The sequence below is a fragment of the Sporosarcina aquimarina genome, from assembly GCF_033253705.1.
GTDB classification, from domain to species: Bacteria; Bacillota; Bacilli; order Bacillales_A; family Planococcaceae; genus Sporosarcina; species Sporosarcina aquimarina.
The window spans coordinates 65256-89545 of sequence record NZ_JAUBDH010000010.1; the positions used below are offsets into that span (position 1 = coordinate 65256).

General features: G+C 36.9%; 18 protein-coding genes and 1 pseudogene. 17 read left to right on the forward strand and 2 right to left on the reverse strand.

Annotation, left to right across the window (positions count from 1 at the left end):
- Positions 1-24: 24 nt before the first annotated feature.
- Positions 25-252: a single-stranded DNA-binding protein gene (locus QT716_RS14120; protein ID WP_317936741.1), complete on the reverse strand. Its 228-nt coding sequence runs from the start codon at positions 250-252 to the stop codon at positions 25-27.
- 499 nt (positions 253-751) lie between these two features.
- Between QT716_RS14120 and QT716_RS14125 the strand changes: the two genes are divergently transcribed.
- The 4 genes from QT716_RS14125 to QT716_RS14140 are packed head-to-tail and all read left to right on the forward strand — an operon-like array spanning position 752 to position 7884.
- Complete coding sequence (locus QT716_RS14125; protein ID WP_317936742.1) at positions 752-2194, forward strand: ATP-binding protein; 1443 nt, start codon at positions 752-754, stop codon at positions 2192-2194.
- Positions 2181-4919: a Z1 domain-containing protein gene (locus tag QT716_RS14130; protein WP_317936743.1), complete on the forward strand. Its 2739-nt coding sequence runs from the start codon at positions 2181-2183 to the stop codon at positions 4917-4919. Before QT716_RS14125 ends, QT716_RS14130 begins: the two co-directional genes overlap by 14 nt.
- Positions 4912-5838, forward strand: coding sequence for a PD-(D/E)XK motif protein (locus tag QT716_RS14135; protein ID WP_317936744.1), 927 nt, complete (start codon positions 4912-4914; stop codon positions 5836-5838). Before QT716_RS14130 ends, QT716_RS14135 begins: the two co-directional genes overlap by 8 nt.
- A 12-nt stretch (positions 5839-5850) precedes the next feature.
- A complete protein-coding gene (locus tag QT716_RS14140; RefSeq protein WP_398293611.1) occupies positions 5851-7884 on the forward strand; it encodes an AIPR family protein in 2034 nt (677 codons plus the stop codon).
- A gap of 214 nt (positions 7885-8098) precedes the next feature.
- On the opposite strand, the pseudogene QT716_RS14145 reads toward QT716_RS14140, so the two are convergent.
- Positions 8099-9223: pseudogene (locus QT716_RS14145) on the reverse strand (IS4 family transposase).
- A 212-nt stretch (positions 9224-9435) separates the two neighbouring features.
- On the opposite strand from QT716_RS14145, the gene QT716_RS14150 reads away from it, so the two are divergent.
- The 13 genes from QT716_RS14150 to QT716_RS14210 all read left to right on the forward strand — a co-directional run bounded on the left by QT716_RS14150 (position 9436) and on the right by QT716_RS14210 (position 24258).
- A complete protein-coding gene (locus tag QT716_RS14150) occupies positions 9436-11202 on the forward strand; it encodes an McrB family protein (protein ID WP_317936747.1) in 1767 nt (588 codons plus the stop codon).
- Between the two features lie 16 nt (positions 11203-11218).
- Positions 11219-13612 carry a restriction endonuclease-like protein gene (locus QT716_RS14155; RefSeq protein WP_317936748.1) on the forward strand — a complete coding sequence of 798 codons (2394 nt, stop codon included), beginning with the start codon at positions 11219-11221 and terminating at the stop codon, positions 13610-13612.
- A 320-nt stretch (positions 13613-13932) separates the two neighbouring features.
- On the forward strand, positions 13933-14256 hold the full coding sequence (locus QT716_RS14160) for a hypothetical protein (RefSeq protein WP_317936749.1): 324 nt from the start codon (positions 13933-13935) through the stop codon (positions 14254-14256).
- A gap of 329 nt (positions 14257-14585) precedes the next feature.
- Positions 14586-15239 carry a DUF975 family protein gene (locus QT716_RS14165; RefSeq protein WP_317936751.1) on the forward strand — a complete coding sequence of 218 codons (654 nt, stop codon included), beginning with the start codon at positions 14586-14588 and terminating at the stop codon, positions 15237-15239.
- Positions 15240-15942: 703 nt separating this feature from the next.
- A complete protein-coding gene (locus QT716_RS14170) occupies positions 15943-16419 on the forward strand; it encodes a YbaK/EbsC family protein (protein WP_317936752.1) in 477 nt (158 codons plus the stop codon).
- A 110-nt stretch (positions 16420-16529) separates the two neighbouring features.
- Positions 16530-16997 carry a DMP19 family protein gene (locus tag QT716_RS14175; protein WP_317936754.1) on the forward strand — a complete coding sequence of 156 codons (468 nt, stop codon included), beginning with the start codon at positions 16530-16532 and terminating at the stop codon, positions 16995-16997.
- Positions 16998-17286: 289 nt separating this feature from the next.
- Positions 17287-17844 carry a sigma-70 family RNA polymerase sigma factor gene (locus tag QT716_RS14180; protein WP_317936755.1) on the forward strand — a complete coding sequence of 186 codons (558 nt, stop codon included), beginning with the start codon at positions 17287-17289 and terminating at the stop codon, positions 17842-17844.
- Complete coding sequence (locus QT716_RS14185; RefSeq protein WP_317936757.1) at positions 17841-18875, forward strand: DUF4179 domain-containing protein; 1035 nt, start codon at positions 17841-17843, stop codon at positions 18873-18875. The genes QT716_RS14180 and QT716_RS14185 overlap by 4 nt, the downstream gene beginning before the upstream one ends.
- A 465-nt stretch (positions 18876-19340) precedes the next feature.
- Positions 19341-20090, forward strand: coding sequence for a DeoR/GlpR family DNA-binding transcription regulator (locus QT716_RS14190; protein WP_317936758.1), 750 nt, complete (start codon positions 19341-19343; stop codon positions 20088-20090).
- A 39-nt stretch (positions 20091-20129) separates the two neighbouring features.
- Positions 20130-21125 (forward strand): 4-hydroxythreonine-4-phosphate dehydrogenase PdxA, encoded by a 996-nt coding sequence (locus tag QT716_RS14195; protein ID WP_317936759.1) that lies wholly within the window; start codon positions 20130-20132, stop codon positions 21123-21125.
- Between the two features lie 21 nt (positions 21126-21146).
- Positions 21147-22139, forward strand: a complete 993-nt coding sequence (locus tag QT716_RS14200; protein ID WP_317936761.1) for a Bug family tripartite tricarboxylate transporter substrate binding protein — start codon at positions 21147-21149, stop codon at positions 22137-22139.
- Positions 22140-22198: 59 nt separating this feature from the next.
- Positions 22199-22723, forward strand: a complete 525-nt coding sequence (locus QT716_RS14205; protein WP_317936762.1) for a tripartite tricarboxylate transporter TctB family protein — start codon at positions 22199-22201, stop codon at positions 22721-22723.
- A gap of 26 nt (positions 22724-22749) precedes the next feature.
- Positions 22750-24258, forward strand: a complete 1509-nt coding sequence (locus tag QT716_RS14210) for a tripartite tricarboxylate transporter permease (protein ID WP_317936763.1) — start codon at positions 22750-22752, stop codon at positions 24256-24258.
- Positions 24259-24290: the final 32 nt, after the last annotated feature.

The window sequence follows — 24290 nt, forward strand, 5'->3', positions numbered from 1 at the left end:
AAAAATTAATCTTATAAATATAATTCAAATTCTAATATATAATTGCTGGTTAGCACTACTTTTATTTCCCGAAGAAACTTTACTCTTTAAAACGCCAAATCGTACTTCATTAAGAAAAAGAGAGCCTAAAGATCTTCTTTCACCAATTGCTAATCGATTCCATTCATAGCCTTTAAATAGATCTTTAACCAAGAAAGCTTCTCCTACACATATGTTCTCCACTTCAAGAATTGCAATGTTTAAACAGTTCATAAATATGTATAACCCCTTTGTGTAAGATAAGTTAATTCGAAAAGGTTCATATGCATAAGCTTATGCATATGAACCTATGATATATGATTTATAAAAAATAGTAAAGTTATAGACGGAGTATCATTTTGATTAGATCTTTTTAATAACAAAAATATTGCAAGTTGAAACCATGTTATGAGAACTTTTAGAAAGTAAATTTCGATAAGAAATGAGTTTTTAAAATTAGAATACCATTATACAACGTTTGAGTAATTCAACTAATCTTGACAAAAATCGACTTTACATTGTTAGTAAAAGGAAACATTGATATTATGAAAAGTAGAAAGTCAACACAGCTGAATATAGATCACACGATAGTTTCCTGATTTGTTCTTTGTCTTAAGTAGTATTAAGTAAATAAACAAATATAATTCATGAACCTATGAATTGGAAATACCTCTAACTAAATTAAATAAATAGGTAAGAAATATCAATCTTGTAAAGGAAAGGAGTCAGTTAATTGGGCTCTAAAATTATTCAAGACGAAATAGTAGAACCGGTAATCGGTAACTTTGTAAAATCTTTAAGAGATTTAGGTTATACGTTTGAAGTAGCAGTTGCTGATATTTTGGATAATTGCATTGCTGCGGAATCCAATGATATCAAAATATTATGTCTTCCAGAACCATCACCAATCTTCGGAATCTTAGATGATGGTTTTGGAATGACAGAGAAAGAATTGGTTGAGGCAATGAGATTAGCGGCTAGTGATCCGGATTTAGTAAGAGGTCCAAATGAACTTGGTAAATTTGGATTAGGATTAAAAACAGCTTCATTCTCACAATGCAAAAAGCTTACGGTACTTTCTAAAAAAAACAATGAACATTCTATTAAACAATGGGATCTTGAGTATATTTCGAAAAAAAATAAATGGCTTTTGAGAACGATTAACTGTGAATCATGTGAGCATTTTCCATTGTATCAAAACTTTAGAATGCAAGAACATGGAACGTTGGTGATATGGGAGAATATTGATTCCTTTAATTCCGATGATATTCCATCTAAGCTTTCCGAATTAAGAAGCCATTTATCATTGGTTTTTCATAATTTTTTAGAAGGAAAAGTAAGCGGAAGAAAGAAAATAAATGTAGCTGTTAACCAAGTCGATCTAGAACCATTTAATCCGTTCAATCCTAATAATAAGGCTACACAAGAATTTCAAATTGAAAAAATATTTCATGATGGTTCGGAAATTATAGTTCAACCGTATATACTGCCTCATCACTCTAAAATGTCTCCAGAAGAATTTGATTTATACGCAACTGAAGACGGATATACAAAGTCACAAGGATTCTATCTATATCGAGAACATAGATTACTAATCCATGGTACCTGGTGGGGACTACATAAAATAAATGATGCTCATAGGTTAGTTAGAATAAAAGTCGACATATCTAATTCCCAGGACTCAGATTGGGGTATTGATATAAAGAAGTCGACTGCAAGACCAACCAGAGCAATCAGAAATGATTTGCAAAGAATTATTCAGCAAGTAACTGTTAAAGGTTCAAGACCATTTAGTGGTAGGGGAAGAAAACTTTCTACTACAAACACAACTAACATTTGGGATTGTATTGTTAAAGAAAATAATATTCGATTTGTGATTAATCAACAGCATCCTTTACTAATTCAACTTAATAACCAGTTGGATGATGAACAACGTTTTAATCTTGAAATTTATTTGGCGAGTTTAGAAAGTTACTTACCTATTGAAACAATTGTGGCCCAACTTCAAACTAACCCTCACAAAGTAAATCAAGAATTTCAAATATCAGATGAGCATTTGTCTATGATGATTAAGCAATGGAAAGATAATGGAATTAGCGAGGAATTCATAAAAAGTCTTTTAGAAACTGAAGTTTTTAAGACTAAAGGAGAGATATTATTTGATGAAAACCAATGAAACTTATAATAGTGTTTATAGAACAATAGCATTAAAATTGCAAAAAATAGTGGCTGTAAATGGATACCTATCCCAAAGTGATATAGACGATTCAATTAAAGCATGGAAGGAATTTATGAAACAATGTGAAAAGTTAGATCCCAACTTTTTAAAAGTACCATTAATGATGGATGATCAGTCGCAGATTGATAGTCTTGATGAACAAGATTGGTTTTATTTGAAGAATACACTTGAACAAGAATTTGTTGTCAAAGTTGAAACAGGTATTCTGATCCAAGGAGAGAAAAAAGATAGAGATAAAAGTTGGTGGACATCTAAGAGAAAAATCGAATGTGACAATTACTACAATAATAATTATATGAACTACTCTTTAAATAATCTGCCTGCACCCGTTTTGAATGTTATAGATGAAGATACAGATGCAATAATGAATAACTTAGGTGACCCAATGGATGATAACTTTTCTATTAGAGGCATGGTTGTAGGTCACGTACAATCTGGAAAAACAGCAAACTATGCATCTTTACTATGTAAGGCGGCTGATGCTGGATACAAATTTATCGTTGTTATTGCTGGTGCGCAAAACAATTTAAGAAATCAAACTCAGTCGCGCTTAGAAGAAATATTTGTTGGTCGTAATTCCAAAGGGGTAGGAAGTTTAAAAGAATTTGATAGAGCCTATCAACCTACATGTTTAACTAGTATTGAGCACGATTTTAAGAAACAGTTAGTCAGCGCTCACGCTACAACAAACTTTGAAAGTAACCCAAATCCGATTTTAATCGTTATTAAAAAAATTACATCCACATTAGATCATCTTCTAAGTTGGTTAAATGATAATTACCCAAATACCATAAATGAATCTATGCTAGTGATTGATGATGAATCAGATTATGCTTCAATCAATACTAATAAGGAAGAAGACCCAACTACTATTAATAAAAAGATTAGAGAGTTATTGGCGAAATTCGGTAAAGCCTCCTATGTTGCCTATACTGCAACACCCTTTGCAAATATCTTTATAGATCATAAATCCCAACATATACTTTATGGTGAGGATCTATTTCCATCAGACTTTATATACGCTTTGAAAGCACCAGATAATTATTTTGGAGCAGAAGCGATTTTTGGAGATGAAAGTGAGAAATATATTGTGCAAATACCTGAAGATGAAGTCATGATGGAAAGTGATAAGGAAGAGGAAAATGGTTTTAATTTAGCAAACGATAAATTTCTTATAAAGCATAAAAAGGATTACATATTAGAAGACTTGCCGAACTCCTTATATGATGCAGTAAATCATTTTCTGCTTAATATTGGTATACGGAATTTGAAAAATCAAAGAGGGAAGCACAATAGTATGCTAGTTCACATTTCACGTTTAACAGATGTACACATTCAAATAAAATTCTTAATCAAAACCTATGTAGAAAAATTGAAAATTGATGTGAAAGCTTATGGGAAAATGAACCGATCTAGTTGGAATAAAAACATCATTGGTTTAATGGATACTTTTAATAGGAATTTGAAAGAAAGTGTGCAATTTACATTTGAGTCAGTTCTTGAAGAATTAGCTGATGTTATTCATACTATACAGATCATCGATGTTCATCAGAGATCAAAGTTTAAGCTAGAATATAGAAGTGATAGACAAACAAATGTAATAGCTATCGGTGGGCTTAGTTTATCAAGGGGATACACATTAGAGGGGTTGAGTGTAAGTTATTTTATGAGATCTACAACTTACTATGACACACTTATGCAAATGGGTAGATGGTTTGGATATAGAATAGGATATCAAGAGATATGCAGGGTATACGTAACCGAAGAAATGCAAAAGAAATTTAAATTTATTTTATTAGCAACTGAAGAATTGCTACAACGATTGAATCAAATGAAAATTGAACAATTGACTCCAAAAGATTTCGGGTTGGCAGTTATACAACATCCTGATAGTTTGGTCCAAGTTACTGCGCGAAATAAAGCTAAAAATGCAAATGAGCAATATATCGACATGGATCTAAGTGGAACTTTTAAAGAAACAAGTTTTATTAGCAATAAAGTGAGTGATATTGACGAAAATGAAGATTTATTGAGTAGCTTTGTCAAGAAGATCCAAAGTGAAACGAAGGAAATGGAGATTATCAATAATAGCTATGTATGGAGAAATGTAGCGCACAAGAATATCAAAGACTTTGTGGGAAAATATCGATTTTATCCACATGACGAATTGGGTCTAAGATCCAGACTACCTGTTGCAGTTATTAAACAACACTTAATAGAAAATGTAAGCGACTGGGATGTAGTTCTTTATTCTGGAAAGAGTGATGATATTTTTAAAGCAGATAATGTAATTGTGAAGAGACAAAAAAGATCAGTAACTGTAGGTAAGGAAAAACGAAATGATGGTTACTATGAATTTAAAAAAAGTATGGTTTCACGATCAAATCCGGAAAGGATATTAATGGGACAAAAATATAAAAGTTATAAAGCAAGTGAAATACGTCCTATTATGAAAAATCCAGTATTATTTATACACGCCATGGAATTGATTGATGCAAATACAGAAGAGTTTTTGGTATATGCTGTTGCCTTAAGTTTTAGCTTTAATGGAACAGGTACGGGTAAAAAGGCGACGAAAATTCTGATCAATAATGTAATGAAACAAGAATTGATTGAATATGCGAGTAGTCAGGTTTACGAGGAGGAATATGAGGATGAATAATCCGTGGAAAGACCTGTCGCGTTTGACACAGATACGTGTAGCAGATACATCAAATCATAATTTGTACTGGTTTAAAGATGCATTTGATAGCTTTGGATTATTAATTCAATGCAGAACAGGTACTTTTACTGAATCCCATAGTATTACATTAAAAGGAATTCAAATAGAGATTGATAACAGTGTTGAGCCTAGCAAGCTACTTCTAATTTTAAAAGATCAAGAAGACTGGGAGATCTTTAAGATTTTATGTGATGATCTAATTGGCGTTGTATCTTATGAATTGGACGACACATTAATTATTGAGGAACTTAGCAAGCGTTTAAATAGATGGCAAAAGCTATTACAATATGAATTAAAGATCGGAATTTCTATACAAAAACAAAGAGGATTGTTTAGTGAGCTTTTATTGCTAAAGAGATTTGTTGCAGAAAGATACGGATACAACGAAGCTGTCGATTGTTGGACTGGACCAGATCATTGTAAGCAAGACTTCATTTGCAATGACTCGGCAATAGAGGTAAAGTCTTATAATTCTTCAAGAGGAAGGTATGTGAAAGTCTCATCTGTAGATCAGTTAGATTCTACGAAGAAAAACCTTTATCTTGCAGCGGTTGCGTTGTCAGAAAATCAACAAGGTGAAGATATATCAGATGTTATCGAAGAAATTAAGATGAATTTAAACTTTAATACATTATTAAAATTCGAAAATAAATTGGGTGAATACGGATATTTCCCGGAAATTCTTCAAGAACCCTTACAAAAGTATATAGCTGACACAATTTATTTTTATGAGGTAAAAGAGTCTTTTCCACGTATTATACCTGTCAATATATCAAGTGCAATTAATAAAGTAGAATACGAAATTAATTTGTCTAAATGCGAATTGTTCAAGATATCTTCAGAAGAAATAATACTGTGAAAGGTTGAGTAGATGCTAACACTAAAGGACTTTCACACTAACTTTATACAATCTATAATTTCAGATTCGGAAAGTAGAGGATTGTTAAAGTCACAATCCTTTTTTGAAACGTTTTGCGAAGACTTAGTTGAATTGGGTGACTTAACCAACAATTATTCTGTAGGAGAATACATGAAAGGAAATATGGAAGTATATGGTTACGATTATGACGAAGAGAGAAGAATATTCACCGTAATCAACTTCCATTTCTTTCAATCTGATGAGTTACAAACATTGACTAAGCAACAAGTGAATGTGAAATTCAACAGGTTAAAAAGATTCATAAAAGCAAGTATAGAAGGATTATATAAAGACCTTGAAGAAACATCAGAAGCTTATTCTTTAGCATTCAGTACTTTTCAAAAGGTTAAAGCTGGTAATGTAGACCGTTTTAGATTAATGGTGTTTACTGATGGAAAGGCAACAAAATCGTCCCTTGAAATACCATCAGAGATAAGTGACGGAATAATTAATGATTACCGTTTGATTGATATTAACTATTTATTTAAGTTCTTTGCTACTAAAGATGCGGAGACGTCTTATGAAATTGATTTAAAAGTTCCATATTTGATGATCAGTAATGATACCGAAGAATATCAATCATATCTGAGTTTATTGAATGGGGAACAATTATATGAAATATATGATAAGTTTGGTCAACGATTATTAGAACAGAATGTTAGGACATTCTTGCAATTCAGGGGTGGCGTAAATAAAGGGATTCGAAATACTATTGAATATAATCCAGAACTATTTTTTGCATATAATAATGGGATCACCGCAACTGCGAGCTCAATCGAAATAAAAGATGGTTTTATCAATAAAATAATGGATTTTCAAATCGTTAATGGTGGACAAACAACCTCAGCAATTTATGCAGCTAAAAAAAATGGGGGATTGGATATATCAAATGTGAATGTACAGCTTAAGCTAACAGTTGTAAGTCCATTGGAGAATAAATCTAACTTTGTATCGAAGGTTTCCGAATACGCCAATACACAGAATAAGGTTAATAAATCTGACTTTTTCTCTAATAGCCTGTTTCACAAAGATATGAAAAAGTATTCTAAAAGAATATGGGCAACGGCAAGAGGTGGATCACAGCAAAGAACACATTGGTACTACGAAAGAGTTAGAGGTGAATATTTAAATGAACAGGCATACTTAACTGCAGCAGAACGAAGACAATTTATTATTGAGAATCCAAAGAACCAGATGATAGAGAAGACCTTCTTAGCAAAAAGTGAAAATTCATGGTTGAAAAAACCAAATATTGTCTCAAAGGGTGCGCAATATAGTTTTGTTGAATTTGCAGATAAAACTACAGCTCAAATTGAAATTGATCAATTAGCTATTACTGAGGCCTACTATATGGAAGCCGTAGCCAAAATAATTATGTTTAAAGCGGTTGAGAAAATAATTTCCCATGCAGATTGGTACGAAAGTGCTTATCGAGCACAAACTGTTACATATACCATTGCCTACTTATCAAACTGGATAGAAAAAAATAATGTATATTTGAATTTCGATATTATTTGGAAAGAGCAAGAGCTACCTAATCAACTGAAAATAGTTTTAGGAACAATAGCTAAAGAAGTATATAGTACGTTGACAGATCCTCCGGTAGGGTTTAAAAATGTCGGAGAATGGTGTAAGAAAGAACGGTGTTGGGAAGTTGTGAAATCTAAAGAGATAAAGTTTGATTTATCTCCATTGTTTTTAAAAACAAAAGAAGAAAAAAAGAGCGAAACAAGAGACGAGAGACAACTTAAAAGTTTGGACAGGGGAATCGAAGCACAAAAGTTTATCTTTGAAACACATTTTGAAAACTGGATATCTTTGTACAATTATTATTCTAAAAAAGATAACCAACGTGATATAACACTATCACAAAGGGATATATTAAAGAAGTTTGCGTATTCCCAACTTTTAGTTCCATCAGAAAAACAAGCAAAAGTATTAATGAACTTATACAATGAAGCTATAAAAATAGGATGGAAGATATGAACTAAGGTTTATTAATACTTTAAAAATCATTCCTAAACAAAATGATTATATTTTATAATGAAATGATCACTAGCGTCGCATAAATAATATGTGAACATTCTGTTTATGCTTTTTGTGTTCTTAGAGAAAAAACGAAAACACCAGAATAACGGTAGTGAACATCCATTTTTTTACTATAACCATTGGCAAGTTCAACAGAAGTTATTTCTTACGGTTATGGAACGCTTTTTCCTTGGATTTTTCGAATCCATATCCGAGCTGGTTTCCATAAAGCTGCTTTTAAATAGCGACTGATTTGAAGATAGGTTCGTTTACTTTTAGTTTTTAGCTGTGCTAACACATTCAAGCACTACACAATCATGGCGAGAAAAACTTGATTATGCACGCTTTGCTGACTTTGACCGTAGAACTTTTTGATGTTCAAATGCTGTTTCATCCATTTGAAAAATAGTTCAATTGCCCAACGAGATTTATACATCTCTGCGACTTCATCCGCGGATAAATCAAAACGATTGGTTAGAAGATTCAGCTGATTCCCTTTGGAATCTAACACCTTGAGAAGACGAAAAGCATTTTCAGTACGATTTTGTGCCGTACCTATCACGACCATCTCATCCGATTCCACTAGTGAATTCTCTGATAGCTCGAAGCTTTCGATGGATCGGACAATCGCATTTTTGCGCAAGCGAGATACGAAGAAATAGCCTTCATCTGTCATTCGATCGAATCGTTCGTAATCCAAGTACCCTCGGTCAAACACATACATGCACTCTTTATCGTCAACAAGTATTTCCAGCTGCCCACGGTCGTGTTCCTTAGCGTTGGTTAAAACCGCTTTATCAGGGTAGGAACAACCTTTTTCCATGAACGCTAGTCGTAAATGGAGTTTGATCCCCGACTTCGTCTTTCGGAATTTCGCCCATTGATGATTTTTCAGGTTCAAAGGAAGTGTGCTTGAATCAATAAGTTTCAAGGGAATCGTTGTTTTTCTTCTAAATTGGAGATCCGTGGCCTCATTGATCTGAGTCACTAAATCTAAAAAAATCGCTTGAAAGAATTCCGTAGGAATTTGATCTAAACGTCTACCTAACTGGGAAAAGCTGATTGAATTAAGGTTAGAGGCTTCTTGTAATTCTTCCGAGAAAATGCAATCACTGATAGCACGCAAGCTCTCCGTTTCATGAAGTTGGGCATACAGTAATAATTTCGTAAACGAAGCCATGTATAGCTTCTTTGCATAGTAGTCTAGACGATGTGCGTTCACCTGTTCTTCAAATAACACGGTAGAAATAGGTGAAAGCCATTGTTTAAATGAAGTTTTTCGTGTAATCTTATCCATTGTAGGGTCCTTTATTTTGGATTTGGATAGGTTACGACCGCCAACCCATTATAAAGGATTTTTTGTGCAAAGTATTAATTTTGAAAGGTTCAGATTATATATATTAGTTGTTTTATTTTAATGCGACGCTAGTGTGAAATGATATTTAAAAGTATTAGATAGGGATAGGTAGACGGGAATGCTAACAATAGTAGATAAAATGAGGTGTCTTTTTGTATAAAGAAAAATTTATCTCCTGGTTAGATAAAAACGACATAGGAAATAAAGAAACAAGAAAAAGGTATGTCAATGCTATAGATATAGTTTCGAAAGAGAAGTTTAATTGGGGTTTTGATTTAGGAAATATATATGAAATAGGAAAATCTAATATAATCAATCATATATTAATGAACGAGAGTTTTAAAGAAATGGATAGCCGAAATAATAGGATGTACAGTACTGGTTTAAATCATTATAGAAGATTTCTAGACAGTTTAGACAGTAATAGTATAGATTTCACTTCAGGTAAGATAGAAGATTTAATTTTAATAAAGATTAATAGAACTTACAAAGCTGATATGACACCCCAAGAACTTTATAAAGCAACAAGCGTTAGTTGGGTAGCAAGTTTGGGCAAGACCAAAACACGAAACTTAAAGTATTATTGTGCAGTTTATCAGAATGAAATAATAGAGGTCTATGATCTTATAGGGTATGAAGAAGAAATGCCTAAAAGAACTCCTTCTAGATACATATTACAAGGAGAAATATCTAATGAAGACCTCCGTCAAAGACTTATCGGCACAAATGTGGCGTTAATCCATAAAGGTTTTGGAAATCCAATTAAATATACCAACTTAGAAACTTTATTAAAACTTAAATCATCAGATGATGAGGATGATTTGTTATCAAAAGTAATTATAGCTGAACCATTAATCGATAATATACACACATATATACAGTCTAAAGGATTTAATTATTCAATCTCTAATATCAAGAATCTATACTTATCTTTACGAAGTAAACCATTCGTAATCATAGCGGGCATATCAGGAACTGGAAAAACAAAAATTGCACAGCTATTTGCTGAAAGTATCGGTGCTACAGAAGCCAATGGGCAATTCAAGTTAATACCTGTTCGACCTGATTGGAGCGACGGATCTGAATTATTGGGTTATGCAGACTTGAAAAATGAGTTCCAAAAAGGGCCACTTACAGAAATAATCGAACATGCAATAGATCATCCCCAGTTACCACATTATGTATTACTTGATGAAATGAATTTAGCGCGAGTTGAGTATTACTTTAGTGATGTGCTAAGTGTGATGGAAAGCCGGCGAAGAAACGGAGAAGACATAATTTCTTCCTATTTGCTAAACTCGAAGGAAGTAGGTCGGGATATTTGGTTGCCAGAGAATCTGTATATCATCGGAACTGTAAACATGGACGAGACCACACATCCATTTAGTAAGAAAGTTTTGGACCGCGCTAACACAATCGAATTTAATGAGATTCGTTTAAACAATTTTGATCACCTTGAAATGCAAGAAGAGTCTAATCCATTAAAGATTTCTAATGAACACGTTGCTTCGAACTTTATATCATTAAAAGATATTTATGATGATCATAAAGAACTCATAGAAGGAATTTCCTCTGAACTGGAGGGAATAAATAAGATTCTGGAACCAATGAATGCACATGTTGGATATCGAGTGCGTGACGAGATTTGTTTTTACATGGTACATAATACAAATGGCAAATTGTTAAGTGAGGACGAAGCTTTTGATTATTGCCTCATGCAAAAGATATTGCCACGTATAACAGGCAGCGATGGACGGATTGACGTTTTGTTAAATGACTTATTTGTATGGCTAACAGGCGTTCCTTATGATGCAGAGAATATAGCTATCTCTGTAAAGTATCCACGAAGTGCTGGGAAAGTAGCTGAAATGATCAGGAGGTATCACATGGATGGGTTCACATCTTTCTGGATTTCCTAAAGATCGGGAATTGGTCGTGATCGAAACTGAAGATGTCACATGTATTATCAAAGGGTCTGTTTCACATCCACAGTACAACAAGTTGCGTAAACAAATGTCATTTAAAATTGAAGATTCTATGCAGTTCGAATGTACTGCTGCGAGTCTTCAAGATGTACAAGTTTATGATGTTCTAATAGAGGACCTTGTACCTTATACTTCCCAGAAAATGTTACCGCTGTTTTTTGAAAATGGTCGCTATGAAGTCGTAATCTTACCCAAAACAAATGAGGGAATCAGCTTCTATCATGAATTTCCGGAATTTAGAGATGGGGTCAGCAAAGTTTCAAGAAGCAATATTTTGACAGGAACACTTCATTTTCGAAATGAAGTTGGTTTAACTTCATTCGAAATAAGAGGAGAAGGGAATCGAGTTTTATTAACCGTTATACTCGAAGTTTATCCAACTAAGTTGGACTATAAAAATGATTATAAAAAGCTCTTGGATGAAGTGAATGAAGAGATTTATAATCTTGCTTACCACTTTATTAAGCGAACGTACTTATATGGAAGTGCAAAAATATATAAAGAACCTTCACTGTCTGAATTCTATCGACTTTTTGATCACCATTTCGAACAATACAAACGTTCAATCAATCAAATTGAGCGGTTCTCCCATCAGAATCTAATTAAAAATTACATAGAAGTAAGAGGCAGTCAGTTACGAAGGCCCGATTTAGAATCGTTAAATTATCTTCGTAGGAATGCCAGTAAGTTTGAAGAGGTTCCAAACGGTATAACTATAGAAGGCAGAACGGTTATGCCCTCTAAGGGTATAATGCAAAGAAAAGAGCATACAGCAGATACATATGAAAACCGTTATGTGAAATGGACGATGAGCCGAATAAGTGCTCGTTTAAAAGAATTAAAAAGAGTATTAGAGGCTGCTTACTTTAAAGGATACGGAAAGCTAGACACAGAATTGCTTTGTAAGATTGACGGAATGATTGAATGGATTGATAAGAAACAAAAAAATACTTTTTGGAAACAAATCGGTGTACTGGATCGATCAGTTACAAGCCTTGTTTTGCAAATGGCTGCCGGATATCGAACTGTGCTGCAGGTTTATACTACAATCAGTAAAAGCATTGTTCTTCAAGGACAGATTTATAAGATGTCTATAAAAGACATTGCTACGTTATATGAATATTGGACATTTTTAAAGCTGGGCAGACTGCTTGATGAGAAATGTACACCAATCAGTCAAGACATCGTAAAAGTGAATACAGATGGTTTGTTTGTGAACCTGGACAAATCCCGAACAGCTGAGCGTAAATATATTCATCCAGTAACAAACGAAGAGATCACTTTAAAGTACCAATTTGATACAAACAGCAATCGAGTCCCGACTGTGCAGCAGAAACCAGATTCCATGCTGAGTATTGGTAAAAAGGGTAAGACATATCAATATCAATATATATTTGACGCTAAATATAGGTTGGATTTAGAAACGTATACTGATATGCCTGGACCGATGCAAGATGATATCAATACAATGCATCGTTACAGAGACTCTATTGTTGTCCACACGGGGGATAGATACGAGCGCACAGCTTTTGGGGCATATGTTCTGTTTCCATGGTTTGATGAACAAAAGTACGAATCGCATCCTCTGTACAGGAGCATTGAAACTGTGAATATAGGGGCCTTTCCATTCTTGCCGAATACAACTTCCCTTGTAAGTCGATTCATTGATAACCTTCTAAATAAAGGTCCGGAACAATTACAGAGTGAAGGGATCTTGCCAAAAGGTTTCTATGAAGAAGAAACGAGTTCCTATTCTGTCGATTATGTATTGATTTGCACAGTTGTGAATGAAAACGATTATGTGACCTTACTGCAATCCAATGAATACAAAATTGCCTCAGACGATTTACCTGATGGATGGCAACGCATAAGAAATATTGCTATTTATGATCAAAGTTCCATGAAAATACGTCATTACGCTGAAGTAATGAATATAGAAGTAATAGGAAATCGAGTAAACTTTATGTTAAGTAATTGGAAAGCTAAGCTGATTGAAGCAAGGGGTTTTTGTGTGCCTCACAATACGCGTGTTAATAGAAATAACTTTTTTCGTGCGAATTCTATAGCTAACTTGCATTCCAAAACAGAGGAAGAGGATAAGCTGTGGCGAATGCTAAATAGAATTTCGAATGATGTAGAAGTGATTTTGGACAGTGAAAATATTTCGAGTGCCACTAAGATTATCAGTTTCAAGTTTGATAAGTACGAGTTAAAATTGAATCATCTAGAAAGACAATTAGAATTTGTAGGCGAAGATCTTGTAGAGACCTTTAATATGGATCTGGCTATTGAAAATGAAACGTACATCTTTCAAAGGATTGTGGAGCTGATTTATCGTAACTAGGTATGCCTAAAGTGAAGCAATAAACCGTTATTTATTTTATCGTACATGGATATAACAACCAGAGTTAGGAAAATCCTTTTTTGCTCTTCTGCAAAAAAAAGGATTTTTTCTATAGGAGCCTAAAAGACCAAAGTTAATAACGTAATTCAAAGACTGATGAAAATTCAGGGAAAATACAAATGTGATATTTAGTATGCTTACTAAGTTTATTTAGCTAGTAACCAATCTTGGCTTGCTAAGCTTAACAATTGTTGATAGCAATAAAATAGCTAAATAAAACTTCCAATTTTTGTAATAAACTACTTGTGAGGTAATAGACCATGGAGGACAAATCAACTAAAAGACTTATTGCATCAGCAGGCGCATGGTTTGTAGGAGAGTATGCGGCTGTAATGATTGAAAGGTTCACTGAATTAGAGAGCAATAAGCGTTATAAGAGTGAGTTTATAGAGGATATTTATAATAGTTTAGGCAGAGATCGAAATTTGGATGGAACTAGTACGCGTGTCAACGCTGTTCTTAGAATTATTAGAAGTAATAAGATCGTTGAAGCCTTAGAGTATGTTATACAATCTGATAGGATGAGAAAGGATAATCCTGGGGCCGTTAGGAAAGCAAAAGAAACCTTGAATAATATTAAATAGCGCTAAATTTAAAAATGCTAATAGCTTGTTCAATTATGAAGGTTATTTAAAAAAGCACATAATTAACTGGGGGTGAAACATTGGTCAATGATGCTGGTTTTCATAGTAATAGGTGATGTGATGTTTTGCGGAAAATACATGGATCCTAGTCTCGTGCACAGGAATTAAAAAGGAAACTTATTGGAACAAATTGAAACTATTAGAAAAGTATTCGCGTATACTATGTAAGAAAGTAGTAAGAAACGAAGAGTCCTCCAAGCACAAGTTCGAATGTTTCCTTTGATGGGGCAGTGAATTTGGCGGCTCGAATCTAGAAAGGAAGATTCGGTATGATTTCACAATGTAAGCAAGCAGCAAGACACGCTTTACAAGGCAAATGGTTATTCATGGCGGGAGCCGTTATAGTGCTCACGTTCATTACTGCGATTCCGGAGTTGATATCACCGGCTACCTACAATGATGAGGAATCATTGACGGGGCTTCAACAGACAATGGATTTCGCCACGATTATTTTGTCTGCTTTGTTATTACCTTTAAGTGTTGGATGGTTATGGCTCACTTTAAGTCTGACCCGAACAAGCCGGATCTCGATGAAGACGTTATTCAAACCATTCACGGTCATGTTCTGGAAAAGTATTTGGGTAAGTATTCTCACTGGACTTTTTATCTTTCTATGGAGTCTGTTATTGATCGTTCCAGGAATTATCAAGACCATTTCGTATTCATTCACTATGTACATTTTACATGACCGGCCGGAATTATCGGCGATGCAGGCAATAACGGAATCACGCAAAATGATTAATGGGTATAAGACCCAAGCGTTTTTGTTATTCCTCTCTTTCCTAGGATGGTTTTTACTAGGGATCATCACCCTGGGATTAGGCTTCTTATTTATCTATCCTTATTACTCAGTCTCCTACGCCCAGTTTTACGAAGAAGTGAAAAGAAAAGAGTATGGCGGAGACATCGAGTACATGGCATAGTATTTGAATTTTGTTGCATGTGAGATACAATCTGAGAATTGTTAGGAATTGTTTTGAACATGCATTTTACAGAGGCAATCGTGTCTAGGGTCATACTGATTTGGAGCAAGAAGTTAGCGCATCCAATCGGAGCACCCCTAAACTCGATTGCCTTCAGTTTGCATTTGGTACTGATTTTATAAGTCAGGTTGAAAATCGCACGGATTCTAGAGCAGCATTCAAACTTAAGTTTCTGTTATTCTTCAAATTCTCAGGATGAAAAGACGAACGAGGAAATTATTTATACCTGGACGAAAAAAAATAAGAAATTTAGGACTCGTTTTGAAAAGACATTGTCTGTTTACTTTGTCTGATGTCGATAATGCTTCGTTTGCTTCAGTTGGAAATAGAAATTTGTTGGGAAAGTTATCATAAAGGGCCGATCTGTGACAGTGGAATTGCAGCAATTGATAATTATGGAAGATATCTATTATTTGGCAAGCTGACTGATGGATTAGTATAAGGCAAATCGATAAAATTTCATGAGTGAGAAAGTACGGATTGAGCTTTTGCAGTGTACCCGGGAAGTATGTGACAGTCACATTCTAGCATTGAAGTTCTTCGGGAAATATTGACAGTCTTATCTGTCTCCTCAGTCGACTGTCTTCAGTGTTTAATGTAAGCTTAAATTACTGGGAAATAGAAGAACTGAGGGGGAATTGAAATGGCGGAGGTCAGTAAACAAGCTAAGGAATTTCAGCAAAAGCTAGAGGAATTGGGGAGCGAGCGAAAAGTGAAAGAGCTGCCGGACAGTACCCGGACAGCGCAAGAAGCTGCGGATGCGATTGGCTGTGAAATCGCACAGATTGCAAAATCCATTGTTTTCAAATTACAGGAATCAGGAGAGCCGCTATTGGTAATAGCGAGTGGTGTTAATCGGATTGACGAACAGAAAATCCTGCAGCATACAGGAGAGGCCCCAGGCAAGGCAGATGCAAAATTTGTTCGTGCACACACAGGTTATGTAATCGGCGGAGTTCCTCCTATGGGACATGCGGAACCGATTCGGACACTGATTGACGAAGACCTTTTGCAGTACGATACAATCTGGGCCGCTGCCGGACATCCGAAAGCTGTTTTTGAGCTTACGCCTGAAGAGTTAACACAACTCACTCAAGGAGATGTCATTCAAGTGTGTTGAAGAAGTTCACAAAAAATATGTGATTGTTTAAAAGGGATGTGTCATTCAGCTATGTAGCGCTAGGGGACCCGCGGCATTATAATTTAGCACGGATTGGAGGATTACATAGGATGTCTCACAGGAAAAGAGAAGATTCGATGAACCCGGATGAACTATGGAATGCAGTTGTATCCATTATAAATGAATGTGACTTCCCCACGAACGACCCTGTTTTAAATGAAGCGTATATTGTATTCCACTACTATTCTGAACTAGAAAGTGGAGGACACGAAAGTTTATTCACTTGGTTTGGATCGTATATAGAGGAAGTCGGCATCGAATGTTATTTAAACGAATTAATCGCTATATTGGAGAAGATGGATGCTCATGATTATGCATTGATCGAGAAAGCGTATGGTGAAGAGTTATGGAATATGCACATTGCTTTGGAAAACGGGGAAGATAGAGAAGATGAGTTCTATCATTTCGTTGAGAAAGCTGACGAGGCATACCACGGTCTTAATCAGACAATAGATACCTTATTGGAAACCTATTTGGTAAGTCATTACAAGGATTTCCTTGCAAGAACTGAAGTATAGACTATGCAAGCATCTATCAGACAAGATGTTTTTCGCAATAAATTTCCTGTAAGAAACAATCTTCTGCGTTTGAAAATAGATGCCTGGGTAAGAAACAATCACGAAAGTTCAAACAAACATGAAAGTTTCGTGCATAGGCACGCCTCAATAGTTTTGTTTAATTGTTTGAGATTATTTAGATGAAGCTCCTATACTCAACGTATAGGGGCATTTTTTAATTTAAATGAGAATAGTTAAGCCTTCCATTCGTTGTAGTAGGTAAGAATAGCTTTTTTGGGGAGATAGCGATATGAAATCTACGGAGAAAAACTTTATACGACGGCTGAAACGACGTAAAGAAGATGCGATTGAATATGTCATTGACGCGTATATGCCGTTCGTGAAATCGGTCGTTTACAAAGTGCTCGGTCCGACGGAAGCGGATTACGATGAGTGTATCAGCGATGTGTTTCTTTCTGTATGGGAACGTGCCGATCAGTTCGAAGGGAATCCGGCAGAGTTCAAGAAGTGGATTTGCATGGTGGCGAAGTACAAAGCAATTGATGAGTATCGCCGTGTGATGAAACGCAAAGGGCGCGAGCACGGCATGGAAGACATATCGTTCATCCGGGATCATCAAGACGTGCTGCTTGAAAAAGAGGAGCAGGAGGAATTGTTGGTTGCGATGAGCCAGCTGAATGAAATGGACCGTGATATTTTCACGATGAAGTATTTCCTCGATATGTCCAATGGGGAAATCGCCGAATCTTTGCATGTCACCAAAGCATCTGTCGATAATCGGTTGTACCGCGGGAAAAAGAAATTGTCGGCTGTCTTGCAAAACGAATGGAAGGAAGAGTGCATATGAAATCACTTTTTGAGCGGCTGAACGAGCTGAATCCGGTTGAGGAAATCGAGCCGATGGATGTGTCGGATCTAGAAAAGAAAGCGATGAAACAGCGAGTACGGAAGAAGATTAATCAGCAGCGCCGTGTACCGAAAATCTGGCGCAACGTAGCCGTTGCAGCGGTTATTGGGATTGCTTCAGTTACGACAATCGGATTCGGTTTCCCGACGCTTGCCAGTCAGATCCCAATCGTCAGCAATATTTTTTCTGTTTTCAATGAAGATCAGAATGGCCTCTATACCGCGTATGAAGAATTCGCAACGGACGTCAGCGAATCACAGACCAGTAACGGGGTGACCATCACGATCGACCGTGCGGTGTATGACGGAAAGTCCGTGACGCTTACGTACTCTGTAGAAACGGAAAAAGAACTCGGTCAAGAGAGCGGTGTGAATGCAACACTCGATGTCGCAAAGTCGTCCGGTTCTGGTGGAACGTCATCACCATTGCAGAAGGTGGATGACCAGAAGTATGTCGGACTGATCACTTCTACACCTATGCTTGACGAGCCGCAAGATACCATTCAGGTGAGCTGGTCTCCGCGCAGTATAGACAATTACGATACGATGGAAGAGATTAAAGGAAAATGGGATTTCCAATTCGAGCTGGAGGCTGTCACAGGTAATGGGCAGGATGTGAAGCAATCCGTGGCGGACAAAGGAATTGAAGTTTCTCTGGATACAATCCGTTATACCGACATTTCCACGGTGATTGAATACAGTCAGACTGTTGAAGCATCCATTGCAAAGGAGTATGAGTGGATTACTACTGATTTGCTGATTCAGGATAATCTTGGCAACGAATACTTTTCCAACGGGAATGGCGGTGTCAGTGAGCATGGTCAGGACTACCAGTGGAACACAACCATTAAAAAAATCGATCCGCAAGCAACTGAATTGATCATCATCCCGGAGGTCATGCTGGCAAAGGGCAGCAACGCCGCGTATAAAAAGAAGAAGCTCGACCCAATCAAGGTTAAGTTGAATAGGTAAAATTATAGGAGGCGTATCCGTTTTTATGGATATGTCTCTTTTTTTCATTGCAGCAAAACGAAATTGTTTTGACGAAATGGTAGCTAAGTATTGTACTGATAGTAGCTAACGAAATGTACCATTCGTGGAATTTCTTTTACTACTAAGCAATATACAATACATTGTATCAGTTGGATGATAGTTGTCTGCGTAAGAAAAATTTGTGAAAGTATGAACAAACACGGATATTTCGTACTCATGTATCCAAAAAATTGGTTCGTACGATGTCCAAAGCGAACAAATTAAGATTAATACACAGCTTAGGAAGGAAAAAACTTGAGAGTCTCTAAATCGCAATCTTAAGCTTAATTTCATCTTTTCGAAGCGGAAATTAAAAAAAATTCAAAAAACTATTGATTAAAACAAACAAATGAAACATAATAAAACATGTATAGTGTTTGAATTGAACAAAGAGGTGTGAGTTTTATGATGCAATTGGAGAGAAGAACGTGGTTGGAGATGGAAGTAAGAAACAAAAAAAGAATTGATGTGGAAAATGTTTCAAAAAAATTGAATGTATCCAGTATGACAATCCGCAGAGATCTGATAGAACTTGAAAATGAAGGGAAATTGATTCGCACTCATGGCGGAGCGGTTTCATTGGATACGTTGACCGGCGAAGTTCCTTACTCCTCCAAGAAGACAAAGAATAACGAAAAGAAAAAAGCGATCGCTTTGAAAGCGCTTTCTCTTATTGAGAAAAATTCAACTATTATTATGGATTCGGGGACGACAACACTGGAGCTTGCTAAACTGCTGAAATCGCGTGAAGATTTAACAATCGTCACCAATGATATCAAAATTGGAAATGAGCTGATCGATAGCAGCCCACGAGTTATTATGACCGGTGGAGAACTCCAGCCGGGTATAGGAGCATTGTACGGAGCGATTACTCAAAGTATGCTTGCTTCGATCAATGCGGATATCTTCTTTTTAGGTGCACATGCATTGGATCTTCGCACCGGCGTATCTGCACCGACTTTTGAGAAAGCGCTGATCAAACAATTGATGAAATCTTCTGCGGAAAGAACTTGGTTACTCGCAGATTACAGTAAATTCAATGCGCGGTCATTTGTAAATGTTTGCAATCTGAGCGAGATTCAAGGCGTGATTACAGATGAGGATTTAGATTCTCAAACAAAAGAGGAATACGAAAAAGTCATACACTTTCTTTAAATAAGATATTTTGTGCAGGAAACTGCAAAGGAGGACATTATGAAAAATGATAATTTGCTGATCGCCGTTACATTGGGTGATGCTTCAGGAATTGGTCCGGAATTGATTGTTAAAGCTTTTCAACATGAAGCTATTAAATCTTCTGCGGCCTGGTTGATTGTTGGAGATAAAAGGGTGTTTGAACAAGGTCAGGAAATAGCTGGATTAACATTACCGGTAACAGACGTTTCAGATCTTGCCCAAGTTTCAAAAAACAAAGGCGATGTTTACTTTTTCGATTTGAAAAACCTGGCCCCGGAAGAGTACAAGTTGGGGGAAGTGTCTATCCAATCCGGCCGAGTGACAGGTGAAACATTGAAATTGGTTTTAGAACTTTCAAAGAGTAATTTGATAGACGGTGTGATATATGCGCCATTAAACAAGGAAGCTCTACACAGAGGCGGACACCACTTTCAGGATGAACTGCACTTTTTCGCAGACCTGCTGAATTGCGAAAGCGGATTCAGCGAGATCAACGTGATGGAAAAACTATGGGTGACTCGGGTAACTTCTCACATTCCACTGAAAAATGTAAGTGAAAACATCAGTCGTGAAAAAGTATATGAACGCATCATGTTTGCAGATAAAACATTGAAATCCGCCAATTTCGAAAATCCTAAAATAGCAGTAGCGGCACTCAACCCGCATGCCGGTGAAGGCGGGATGCTTGGGAATGAGGAAATCGACCATATTCGTCCAGCCATTGAACAGGCAAAAAGAGAAGGTGTGAATATTGAAGGGCCTTATCCGGCTGACACCTTGTTTTTAAGGTTAGGAAAAGATCCCTTTGATTGTTTACTGGCGATGTATCACGATCAGGCACAAACGGGCATGAAAATGCTCGGATTCAACAAAGGGGTGACGATGAGCGGTGGTTTACCGATTACATTGACTACTCCTGCTCACGGAACTGCATTCGATATCGCAGGTAAAGGGAAAGCGGATGAAGGGGCTACCGTGGAAGCGATGAAAATGGTTGTCAAAATGAATTCATAAAATAAAAAGGGGTGTAGGGTGATGACAATATTCACGAAAAAAAGAAGTTCATTGGTTGCAGGGGTTCTGGGAATTTCATTGATGCTGGGAGCTTGCAGTGAAGCAGGTTCAACAAAGACAGAAGGGGCAGTAGTTGATAAGTATCCGGAACAGGATATTGAAGTGTATGTAGGTCATGGTCCGGGAGGCGGAACAGATACTTTTGTTAGGACTATTACCAACTTGATGAGTGAAGAAATTGGAGGCAATTTTAATGTCATAAATCAAGAAGGCGGTTCAGGAGTCATCGCTATGCAAAATGCGGTGAGAGAAGAAGCGGATGGCTACACACTTGTTGGTGATTCTGCTTATGCAGTTACTACAGCTGCAGGAACGAATGCCTTCGGGTTGGATAAGATAATTCCGATTGCCCGGATACAAAGCGATATCTATTCACTTCAAGTTAAAAACGGAACATTCAAAACAATTGACGAATTAATAGAGTATGCTGACAAAAATCCTGGAAAAGTAAGACTGGGAGCAGTAGGAACGATGGGTATCGACGAAATCACGGCACGCCGCTTCATTGAGGCGTCAGGTGTTGATATGAGTTATATCCCGATGGAAGGTGCCGGTCAAATGCACGCGGATTTATTGGGTGATCACATCGAAGTTATTTTAGAAGAAGTAGGACCTACGATTTCATACATTGAAGAAGGTGAATTTGTACCTCTAGTGTTCTTTGCGGAAGAGCGTCTGGAAGCTTTTGAAGATGTCCCGACGACGGTTGAAAAAGGATGGGATCTGACGGATGGTGTGGAACGTTATCTGATGATCCATTCAGATGCCCCACAAGATATCATTGATAAATTAGAAACGGCTGCTAAAAATGCAATGGAAACAGAAGAATATCAAGAATATGCAAAAAGTACTTACTTGAACTTGAGAAATGGCTGGATGGGTTCAGAAGAATTTACACAGAAGTTAGAAAAAGACATTGAACGATACGAAGAAATTCTAGCTGATATGAAATAAAAAATCTCAATAAGTGGAAAGGAGGACTCATTCTCCTTTTCGTTAGGAGGAAATACAGAGTGAGGGCAAATATAATAATAGGAACTTTGACCATTCTATTTTCTGTATTTTTCTTGATTGTGGCTTCAGGCATACCTGAAGCCAGACGAGCTGAATCCGTAGGTCCCGGAGAATGGCCGGTAATAGTTCTTTCTTTCATGCTTGTCATGGGGAGTCTGCTGATTATCACTTCCATTTGGAAACAGAAAAAAGGGATTGACTTGGAATTAGCAACTGATGAATTCACAAATGAGGATATTCAGGATTTCAAGAAAAATAAAAATGTTGTTAACGGCGCGCAATGGTATATTGTTTTATTGATTGCAGGATATATTTTGCTATTGCCAATTGTCGGATTTCTGGTCGTAACACCAATACTCTTTATCTTGCTGGCATGGTTATTGGGATTAAGGAAAAAGATACTGCTAATTGGATTTACGATTGTTTCAACAGGAATTTTTGTCGTCTTGTTTATCTATCTATTGAATATACCATTTCCTAGAGGAATTGGTATATTCCGATCTATGAGCTTCCTAGTGTATTAAAGGGAGTCCAGAAGGAGTGACACACCATGTTGGACGGATTGTTAATGGGCTTGGACAACCTTTTTGAGCCGATGCATTTGCTTATATTGTTTGCAGCAACGCTTATCGGTTTTTTGGGAGGTGCTTTGCCTGGAATAAGCGGAACGATGCTTGTCATTATTTTATTGCCGATATCATACGGATTGGATTCCATCTCAGCTCTCATTCTGCTGACGACCATCTACGCATCTTCAGTGTTTTCCGGGATGATCAGTGCTATTCTGTTCCGCACACCAGGGACTCCTGAAGCGGTGGCGACCGTTCTGGATGGATACCCTATGGCTCAAAAGGGGAAAGCAGGACAGGCACTAGGAATAGGGATTTTCAGCTCGGTGACCGGTGGGATAGTAGGTGCATTGTTCCTTATTTTCCTGACACCGGTGCTGGCAGCTTTCGCACTGCGGTTCTCTTCTCCTGAGTATTTTGCACTGGCTGTGCTCGGGTTAACCGTTGTGGTTTCCTTAAGCGGCGGAGATCTGATTAAAGGGTTCATAGGGGTGGCTTTCGGTTTATTCATCGCCACTTTTGGCATGGATCCTCTCACAGGTACAGAACGGTTTACATTTGGAACATTGGAGCTAATAGGGGGAATCGATCTGATTCCTGTGCTTATCGGATTGTTCGCAATTTCTGAGATATTGAGAAAGAGCAAAGAAGATCATACTATTAAACAGAAAGTGGTCAAGGTCAAAACGAAAATATTTGACTCGAAAATTATCACACAGATTAGAGGAACAATTGCCAGGTCTTCACTGCTGGGAGTGATAATAGGGATTTTACCGGGAGTAGGCGCAACCACAGCAGCTATGCTGAGTTACAGCGAAGCGACTCGCTGGTCGAAGCGGCCCAAAGAATTCGGTACAGGTATACCGGAAGGAATTGCAGCACCCGAGTCCGCAAACAATGCGGCAGCCATGGGCGCAATGGTGCCACTATTATCTCTTGGTATTCCGGGAAGCGCGACGACAGCTGTTATACTGGGGGCATTTGTAATGCACGGACTGCAGCCTGGTCCGATGCTGATGGTCAAATCACCTGACGTGGTCTATACAATTTTCATTTCACTATTCATGGTGAATATTTTGATTCTGATTTTTGCTAAACCGTTTATCAGAGTTTTCTCAAATATTATCAAAGTGCCTTATTACGCTCTTGGACCAGCGATAGTTGTCTTCTGCATTATCGGTACATATGCGGTCCGCAACTCTGTTTTCGATATATGGATTATGTTGCTGTTCGGAGTAATTGGCTATTATCTGGATAAATACAAATTTCCTCTGGCTGCCATTATTTTAGGTGTAGTGTTGGGGCCTATAGCCGAAGTTGAATACAGAAGAGGATTGCTAATGGCGAATGGGGAGTTTTCCATTTTCTTTACACGGCCTATCAGCGCCACGTTGCTGGCTCTGGCAGTATTGGCATTAGTCATTCCTCTTTGGAACGGTTACAGGAAAACCAGAGCAAACAAACGTATGAATACAAATGAAAACCATTAAGTGATGAGAATGACTATTAACTTTAGGGGGTG

Bases quoted from the DNA above. Each gene is read 5' to 3' on its own strand.
- QT716_RS14120 (WP_317936741.1), bottom strand. From the start codon at position 252: ATGAACTGTTTAAACATTGCAATTCTTGAAGTGGAGAACATATGTGTA.
- QT716_RS14130 (WP_317936743.1), top strand. From the start codon at position 2,181: ATGAAAACCAATGAAACTTATAATAGTGTTTATAGAACAATAGCATTA.
- QT716_RS14135 (WP_317936744.1), top strand. From the start codon at position 4,912: ATGAATAATCCGTGGAAAGACCTGTCGCGTTTGACACAGATACGTGTA.
- QT716_RS14140 (WP_398293611.1), top strand. From the start codon at position 5,851: ATGCTAACACTAAAGGACTTTCACACTAACTTTATACAATCTATAATT.
- QT716_RS14160 (WP_317936749.1), top strand. From the start codon at position 13,933: ATGGAGGACAAATCAACTAAAAGACTTATTGCATCAGCAGGCGCATGG.
- QT716_RS14165 (WP_317936751.1), top strand. From the start codon at position 14,586: ATGATTTCACAATGTAAGCAAGCAGCAAGACACGCTTTACAAGGCAAA.
- QT716_RS14170 (WP_317936752.1), top strand. From the start codon at position 15,943: ATGGCGGAGGTCAGTAAACAAGCTAAGGAATTTCAGCAAAAGCTAGAG.
- QT716_RS14175 (WP_317936754.1), top strand. From the start codon at position 16,530: ATGTCTCACAGGAAAAGAGAAGATTCGATGAACCCGGATGAACTATGG.
- QT716_RS14180 (WP_317936755.1), top strand. From the start codon at position 17,287: ATGAAATCTACGGAGAAAAACTTTATACGACGGCTGAAACGACGTAAA.
- QT716_RS14185 (WP_317936757.1), top strand. From the start codon at position 17,841: ATGAAATCACTTTTTGAGCGGCTGAACGAGCTGAATCCGGTTGAGGAA.
- QT716_RS14190 (WP_317936758.1), top strand. From the start codon at position 19,341: ATGATGCAATTGGAGAGAAGAACGTGGTTGGAGATGGAAGTAAGAAAC.
- QT716_RS14195 (WP_317936759.1), top strand. From the start codon at position 20,130: ATGAAAAATGATAATTTGCTGATCGCCGTTACATTGGGTGATGCTTCA.
- QT716_RS14200 (WP_317936761.1), top strand. From the start codon at position 21,147: ATGACAATATTCACGAAAAAAAGAAGTTCATTGGTTGCAGGGGTTCTG.
- QT716_RS14210 (WP_317936763.1), top strand. From the start codon at position 22,750: ATGTTGGACGGATTGTTAATGGGCTTGGACAACCTTTTTGAGCCGATG.